The organism is Parvibaculum sp., from assembly GCF_035325945.1.
Classification (GTDB): Bacteria; Pseudomonadota; Alphaproteobacteria; order Parvibaculales; family Parvibaculaceae; genus Parvibaculum.
Map to the genome: position 1 here is coordinate 1 of NZ_DAOKYX010000054.1, position 7,182 is coordinate 7,182.

At 62.2% G+C, this 7,182-nt stretch carries 10 protein-coding genes and 1 pseudogene; 6 read left to right on the forward strand and 5 right to left on the reverse strand.

The window, feature by feature from the left end; all coding sequences use genetic code 11:
* From PKA57_RS14690 to PKA57_RS14700, 3 genes are all read right to left on the reverse strand, one after another.
* A partial coding sequence (locus PKA57_RS14690; RefSeq protein WP_324301865.1) for an AMP-binding protein occupies positions 1 to 1,202 on the reverse strand: 1,202 nt, incomplete at its 3' end.
* 108 nt (positions 1,203 to 1,310) lie between these two features.
* Entirely contained in the window at positions 1,311 to 1,871 is a 561-nt protein-coding gene (locus PKA57_RS14695) for a cytochrome b/b6 domain-containing protein (RefSeq protein WP_324301867.1), read from the reverse strand.
* A complete protein-coding gene (locus tag PKA57_RS14700; protein ID WP_324301869.1) occupies positions 1,871 to 2,173 on the reverse strand; it encodes a PepSY domain-containing protein in 303 nt (100 codons plus the stop codon). The genes PKA57_RS14695 and PKA57_RS14700 overlap by 1 nt, the downstream gene beginning before the upstream one ends.
* A 127-nt stretch (positions 2,174 to 2,300) precedes the next feature.
* Between PKA57_RS14700 and PKA57_RS14705 the strand changes: the two genes are divergently transcribed.
* The 6 genes and pseudogenes from PKA57_RS14705 (at position 2,301) to PKA57_RS14730 (ending at position 6,271) form a co-directional block, all read left to right on the forward strand.
* The gene (locus tag PKA57_RS14705; RefSeq protein WP_324301871.1) at positions 2,301 to 2,615 is read left to right on the forward strand and encodes a PepSY domain-containing protein; all 315 of its coding nucleotides are present in this window, start codon (positions 2,301 to 2,303) and stop codon (positions 2,613 to 2,615) included.
* Positions 2,615 to 3,280, forward strand: coding sequence for a response regulator transcription factor (locus tag PKA57_RS14710; RefSeq protein WP_324301873.1), 666 nt, complete (start codon positions 2,615 to 2,617; stop codon positions 3,278 to 3,280). Before PKA57_RS14705 ends, PKA57_RS14710 begins: the two co-directional genes overlap by 1 nt.
* A complete protein-coding gene (locus tag PKA57_RS14715; RefSeq protein WP_324301875.1) occupies positions 3,277 to 4,641 on the forward strand; it encodes a sensor histidine kinase in 1,365 nt (454 codons plus the stop codon). Before PKA57_RS14710 ends, PKA57_RS14715 begins: the two co-directional genes overlap by 4 nt.
* A 130-nt stretch (positions 4,642 to 4,771) precedes the next feature.
* Positions 4,772 to 5,056, forward strand: a complete 285-nt coding sequence (locus tag PKA57_RS14720) for a DUF4242 domain-containing protein (RefSeq protein ID WP_324301877.1) — start codon at positions 4,772 to 4,774, stop codon at positions 5,054 to 5,056.
* Between the two features lie 302 nt (positions 5,057 to 5,358).
* Positions 5,359 to 5,564: pseudogene (locus PKA57_RS14725) on the forward strand (transposase); the annotation flags it as partial.
* 206 nt (positions 5,565 to 5,770) lie between these two features.
* Positions 5,771 to 6,271 carry a hypothetical protein gene (locus tag PKA57_RS14730; RefSeq protein WP_324301879.1) on the forward strand — a complete coding sequence of 167 codons (501 nt, stop codon included), beginning with the start codon at positions 5,771 to 5,773 and terminating at the stop codon, positions 6,269 to 6,271.
* A gap of 166 nt (positions 6,272 to 6,437) precedes the next feature.
* On the opposite strand, the gene PKA57_RS14735 is transcribed toward PKA57_RS14730, so the two are convergent.
* Both PKA57_RS14735 and PKA57_RS14740 read right to left on the reverse strand, forming a co-directional pair.
* Entirely contained in the window at positions 6,438 to 6,692 is a 255-nt protein-coding gene (locus tag PKA57_RS14735; RefSeq protein WP_324301881.1) for a hypothetical protein, read from the reverse strand.
* Positions 6,693 to 6,769: 77 nt separating this feature from the next.
* Positions 6,770 to 7,182, reverse strand: a 413-nt coding sequence (locus tag PKA57_RS14740) for a hypothetical protein (RefSeq protein ID WP_324301883.1), incomplete at its 5' end; no start/stop codon positions are given.

A 7,182-nucleotide genomic window follows, 5' to 3' on the forward strand; every position in this document is an offset into this window, starting at 1 on the left:
CCGACGAGATGAACATATCCATCCGCGTCGATCATCGCGACATCGCCGGTCCTGAACCAGCCTCCCTCGGCAAATTCCTCGGCCGTCTTTTCCGGCATGCGCCAATAGCCGCTGAAGACATTCGGCCCGCGCACTTCAAGGCCGCCGATCTCGCCTCGCGGCAATTCGCGGCCGTCCTCGCCCATGACGCGGACCTCGACGCCCGGAAGCGGAAAGCCGACCGTGCCGGCGCGGCGCTCGCCATCATAGGGGTTCGACGTGTTCATGCCGGTTTCGGTCATGCCGTAGCGTTCGAGAATGGCAAGCCCGGTGCGCGACCTGAATTCCTCGAAGGTCTCGGCGAGCAGCGGCGCCGAACCGCTGGTGAAAAGCCGCATATGCGCGACGAGCCTTGCGTTGAAATCGTCGCCCGCAAGGAGCCGGGTGTAGAAGGTCGGCACGCCCATGAAGGTGGTCGCGCGCGGTAGCTGTCGCAGCACCTCGGCACGGTCGAATTTCGAAAGCCAGATCATGCGCGCGCCGGAGAGGAGCGCACAATGGCAGGCGACGAAGAGCCCATGCGCATGGAAGATCGGCAGCGCGTGGAGCAACACGTCATCTTCAGTGAAGCGCCAGGAATCGCGCAGCGCGATGCCGTTCGCGGCGAGATTGCCGTGGCTCAGCATCGCTCCCTTGGGCTTGCCCGTCGTGCCGGAGGTATAGAGGATCGCTGCGAGATCCGACGAAGCGCAGTCGGCGACGGGCGCGGCATCGCGCACTTTCGCCGCCGCCTCGCTGAAGCTGCCGAAGCCCTCAGCATCGAGCGTGAGGACATGCGCCGTCCCGTGGCGTCCGGCGATCTCGCGCGTATCTGCCTCGCGCGCCGGATCGCAGATGATGAGAGCGGGCTCGGCATTGCCCACGAGATAATCGACCTCGTCCGTCCGGTAGGCCGTGTTCATCGGCAGGAAAACGAAGCCGCCGCGCAAACAGGCGAGATAGGCGATCAGCGCCTCGGGCGATTTCTCGGCCTGCACGGCCACACGGTCGCCATGCTTGAGCCCGAGGCCCGCGAAAAGCGAGGCGGCCCGCGCGGTCGCGCCCGCAAGCTCCGCGAAGGTCCAGCTCACGCGGCCGCGCGCACGGTCCGGCACCTCGATCGCCACCTTGCTGCGATCTGCGGGAAACGACATCTCGATGAGGGAATAAAGGGAAGTTGGCATCGCTCGCTCACATCATCGTCAAAAGTGCATGTCCACTTATAGCGCATGCACCTTCTCGATGGACAATGCGGAGAGCGGACGAGGGGCATCGAGCCCCTCGCCCCGCCGTCAGGCCCGTTTGCGCCCGGTGAACATGGCGCGGACGAGATTTTCGCGGTGCTCCACGCTGGAGAAGGCGACGCCCGCCAGATGGAGGCCGACGAGGACGAGCATCAGATTGGCCAGCGCCTCATGCACTTCCTCGACCCATTCGACGCCCCAGAAAGCGTCCGTCGTCATCATGTAGCCCGTCGCGCTGAGCGCCGAGAGCATCAGCAACAGGGCCGCCACCATGGCTCCCCCGGCCGGGTTGTGGCCGAGATAGCGCTTCGCCCGGAAGCGCAGCATGTCGCGCATATAGGCGATGACGGTTCGCGGCGAGCGGATGAAATCGGTGAAGCGGGCATGCTTCGTACCGATCAGACCCCAGACGAGCCGGAAGCCGACCAGCCCAATGATGACGTAGCCGGTGGCGATGTGAACGCTCTCGACCTCATCGCCCGTCGCCCAGGCAATGATGAAGGCGAGGACCAGCGACCAGTGGAAGATGCGCACCAGCGGATCCCAGACCTTGACCGTGGCCGGCCGCGTCGCGCGGCCGGCATTGTCGGTCGTGAGTTCGGCCGTCATCAGTCGTCATCCTTGCGGTTGACGAGTTCGCCGCTCACCGGGTTCATGAAGATCTCGACCTTCGCCTTGTTCTTGTCGAAGGCGTAGATCTCATAGCAGCCATCCTCGATCTTCACGCGGCGCACCTCGTAGCCGAGCGCGGCCGCCTTTGCCTGGGCGGCGTCCTTGCTCATCCATTGCTCACGGGGCTGATCGGTGCAGCGGGCACCCTTGTCCCCGGCCATCGCGGCCGGACTAAAGGCGGCCGAGGTCAAGGCGAGAGTGGCAAGAGCGCCTGTGGCCAGTATCGTCTTCACGCGCATCGTTCGATCTCCTTCAATGGGGAGGCGGCATCGCCTCGATGGAGACGACCCTAGGCGCGGGCGGCTGACCGATCGCTGAGACGCTTTGTCAGCATTTTGTCAGGCTGGATCGTGCCATGATGCGCCGATGAAAAGACACAAGCCTTCGCCAGTAAAAACCGCAGCGGCGCTCGCGCTCGTCGCCCTGCTTTGGCCGCTGGGCGCCGGGGCGGGCGATCACGACCGCGCGCGCGCGGCGCGGGAAAGGGGCGACATAAAGCCGCTGGAGGACATACTTCCCGGCATCAGCCGCAGCCATCCCGGCGACATCGTGAAGGTCGAACTCGAACGCGAGAAGGGACGCTGGATCTACGAAATCAAACTCATCGACAAGGACGGCCGCCTCGTCAAACTCGAGGTCGATGCGCGCACGGCCGAAATCGTCGAGGCGGAGGGCCGCTGATGCGCCTTCTCGTGGTCGAGGATGACGACCGGATCGCGAACGACATCATGACGGCGCTCGCCGCCGCCGGCTATGCGGCCGAGCGCGAGAAGGATGGCGAGGAAGCCTGGTTCCGTGGCGACACGGAAGATTTCGACGCCATCGTCCTCGATCTCGGCCTGCCATCCATGGACGGGCTTTCGGTGCTCAAGCGCTGGCGGGCGGCGGGGCGGCGCGTGCCCGTGCTGGTGCTGACGGCGCGCGGCTCTTGGGTCGAGCGCGTCGAGGGGATCGACGCGGGCGCCGACGACTATCTCGCCAAGCCGTTCCAGATGGAGGAGCTTCTGGCGCGGCTGCGCGCGATCATCAGGCGCTCCGCCGGGCAGGCGGCGCCCGTCCTCGTCAACGGGCCGGTGACGCTCGATCCGCGGCAGATGAAGGTGACGGTGAACGGGGTTCCCGTGCATCTTTCGCCGCAGGAATACAGGCTCCTCTCCTATCTTCTCCATCATGCGGGCCGCGTCGTGCCCCAGCTCGAACTGACCGAGCATCTCTATGCGCAGGACTACGAACGCGAGTCGAACGCCGTCGAAGTGCTGGTCGGGCGCCTGCGCCGGAAGCTCGGCGTCGATCTCATCGAAACGAGGCGCGGCTTCGGCTATTTCATCGCGGAGCCGGAGCCATGACGCGGCGCTCGCTTCGATTGCGGCTGCTCGCCGGCTCCGCGCTCTCGATCGCGGCGGCGCTCGTGCTGGCGGGGCTCGGTCTCGTCTTCCTGTTCGAGCGCCATGTCGAGAGGCGGGTGGATGGCGAGCTTGAAACCTATCTGCGCCAGATCGCCGGCAATATCGCCTTCAATCCCGACGGCACGATCAGCCTTTCGCCGCAACCGGCCGACCCGCGTTTCGACCAGCCGCTGAGCGGGCTCTACTGGCAGATCGAGGACGAGAAGAGCGGGCAAAGGCTTCGCTCGCGCTCGCTCTGGGACACGGCGCTCGCACTTCCCGCCGACAGGCTCGGCCGCCTCGTCATTCACCGGCATGAACTGCCGGGCCCCGCCGGCACGGAACTCGTGGTGCGGGAGCGTGAGGTGCTCTTCCCCGATCGCGGCGCGGAGCGCCCGCTGCGGCTTGCCGTCGCCATCGATCGCGCGGAGATCGCGCGGGCGACGCGCGACTTCGGCGCGGATATGGCGCCCTCGCTCCTGCTCCTCGGGCTCGTGCTTCTGGCGGCGGGCTGGTTGCAGGTGCGGGTGGGGCTCCAGCCGCTCGAAGCCGTGCGGCGCGGCGTCGAGGCCATTCACGCGGGCACGCTGAAGCGGCTTGCCTCCGACTATCCGGACGAGGTGCTGCCGCTGGCGGAGGAAATCAACGATCTTCTCGATGCGCAGGAAAAGGCCATCGAACGCTCGCGCGGCCGGGCGGCCGATCTTGCGCATGGCCTCCGAACGCCGCTCTCCGTACTTGCGGCCGATGCGCGGCTCTTGCGCGCAAGAGGCGAAGGGGAGATCGCCGACGACATAGACGAACTCGCCGAAACCATGCGCCGCCATGCCGAGCGCGCCATTGCCCAGACGCGGCTGAGGCCGAGGCGCGGCCTCTCGACAGCGCTCACGCCCGCCATCGCGCGGCTCGTCACGACCATACGCAAGACGCCGAGGGGAGAGGCGCTCGAATGGACAATCGACATCGCGCCTGATGCGCGCGCCGCCATCGACGAGGACGATCTCATCGAGCTTGCCGGAAACCTGATCGAGAATGCGTCGAAATGGGCGCGCGGGCGCGTTCACATTTCCGGCGGAACAGCGACGGACGGCGCCTTCCTTCGGATCGAGGATGACGGGCCAGGCATTCCCGAAGCCAAGCGCGAAGCGGCGCTGAGGCGCGGCGGACGGCTCGATGCCGGTGCACCCGGCAGCGGGCTCGGCCTCGCCATTGTCGGCGACATAGTGGAGAGCTATGGAGGCGCGCTTCATCTGGAGGAAAGCGCGCTGGGCGGCCTCTGCGCCCGCATCGTCCTGCCGGCGGCGGCGGGCCGGCCCGCCTGAGCGCGGGCGGACGAAAAAACCATTCCAGAGGCTTTTCCGCCGCGATCCCCAAGCCTATGATTTCTGGCGGGCGGCCGGGGGACGTCCGGGTGGGGGGCTATCGTTCATTTTCCAGCAAGGGAGGCCCCGCATGTCATTGCGCAAGTTCATCATCGAACGCGATATCCCCTCCGTCGGCAGTTTCGAGCGCGAGCAACTGCGCGAGGCCGCGGCCAAGTCGAACGACGTCCTAAAGAAGCTCGCCCCGGACATTCAGTGGCAGGAGAGCTATGTCGCGGACAACAAGACCTTCTGCGTCTATCTCGCCAAGGATGAATCGCTGATCCGCAAACATGCGGAGATGAGCGGGTTTCCGGCCACGAAGATCACCGAGATCAAGGGCATGATCGACCCGACGACCGAACGCAAGGCGTGATGCCGGCAGGGGCGCCTGCGATCGCGGTTGAAACGGCCGGGAGGATTTGGAGCGGGTGAAGGGAATCGAACCCTCGTCGTAAGCTTGGGAATTCACTTTTGGCGCCTCTCCCAACTCCACAAAGTCAAGATATACTTATTTTTCAATACATTGATGGTTCCGAGACGCACAGAGATGTGAATACACTGTCCCAAATTGTCCCGCGGCCGTGGGAAAGTTGAAGTAAGCAGTGTTCGGGCCTCACCTCGCATGCGATCTTCGCTTGGCATAAGACGATGCCGTCGACTGGCACTAACACCGTACCCGCCAAGCCCATGCAGAACGGCTTCATGGAGAGCTTCATCGGGCGGAGCCGGGACGAACTGCTGAGCGACACGCTGTTCTTTGGCCTTGATGACGCCCGGCAGGCCGTCGCCGAATGGACGGGAGACTGCAACACTGGCTGCCCTCATTCGGCGTCGACTATCAGACTCCAACGGACTTCGCCGTCAAGCTCATCGCAACAGGCCCGAGAGAGCATACTCATGCCGCGGCTCTAATCCACTGTGGAGAAAACTTCAGTGGCAGGTCATGGCCGGCCCGAAAATGTGTTATAAAAAATTTAGAGCCATATCGGGGCGTCGACGGGCGGCCTTAATTCCAATGGGGCCGCCCTTTGACCAGACCCGGACAACCTATGACTCTTCCGTGCGACGCCCGCTGGGGAGAACAAACTTGAACAGGACGCGAATCAACGTTCTAGGGATGACAGCAATATTGTATTTTTGCGGGCAACTTAATACTCATGCAGCGGTTTTCCTTAATTTGCCAGGTGAACTTCACCCTAACAGCCTTCCTCCAACTGTATCTAAAGGAATTGATTGGCTTGAGATATTCAATGCCGGCTTTGGAAAGGGATTGGCTGGCGGAGTTGCTGTCGGTTTACTGGTCGTCGTGCTGCGGCTTTGGAGGTTGCGCAAGGTGATTAGACGACGAAGCACTGAGATAGGCCTTCAAGTAGTTGACCAGATTAGTCAGAAGCTCACGGGGGTTCCGGATCAGCGGGGCGTCCTTGATACGTTTTACAAAACAGCATTTGAAGAAATTCAGAGCAACAAAGTAGATCAAGCCTGTTGGGCGAAGGCATTTGCTAGTGCCAATGGACATCCTGAGGAAACGAAAGCTCTTTATTTAAAATACCGCGTCTCGCGGCTCAAATCGGAAGAACAATCCTAAAGGCGCGATTCTATCTGGGTGTCGACAAGCGCTAGAAAGTATTGTTTAGAGAGGTTTGGGCGGCATCGAGGCGACGGAGGGCATAAGCGCAAGTGACGCCAGGCTGGGCGTGCAAATGTTCGCACCAGCGTCGTACGATGCGCTCGCGCGCGGCGCCGCCAAGCTATCAGATCGGATAGCCGAAGGCTGACAAGAGACCATGTGGCAAATTCTGCACAGCGCCAATAGCGTAGCTTAGAACGAGTATTTTTGCGTTCGGCTTTGAGGCATCGAATCCCTTGCGCTCGTATAAGTCAATTGCAGCGGCAAGAGCCGTCTTTTTAGAAACGCTTCGATCAACATACTCGTCACCCGCAACGCGCCCCTCTTCAATATGCGCCCATTGCTGCGCCTCGCTATTGCTCTCAAAAGTGCGAGTCACACTCCGTCCGCGCCGCCGAATCTTAACTCGAAATTGGTATAGGCCTCGCCCGTCGTTAGTTGCTAACGCAAATCGCCCTAGCCTTTGCGCTTACGCGGCTTGAGTGCCGAAAATTCCCCGACCCACACCCAATCACCTGACCCTGCCCAATCCCACAAAGTAAAGAACTTAAATCTTCCGGCCTTAATGGCCCTTTGAATCCAAGCATTAGCTTCATCAATGTCATTGAAGAATTGCGACGCATCACCGTAGCCCTCGGGGTCTTCGGGATTTGGATCGGTAAAGCAGGCGATGCCAAAACGCTTTGCGTTAGGGTTATCCCAATCCATGTCTGCCAAACCTTTCATCTTCAAGAACGAAAAGCCAAAACGCAAAGGCGCGACATTGCCTTCAGATTGGCATCGTCCCAAATCGTCCCAAAAAATGCTAGAAAATTGGAGCGGGTGAAGGGAATCGAACCCTCGTCGTAAGCTTGGGAAGCTTCTGCTCT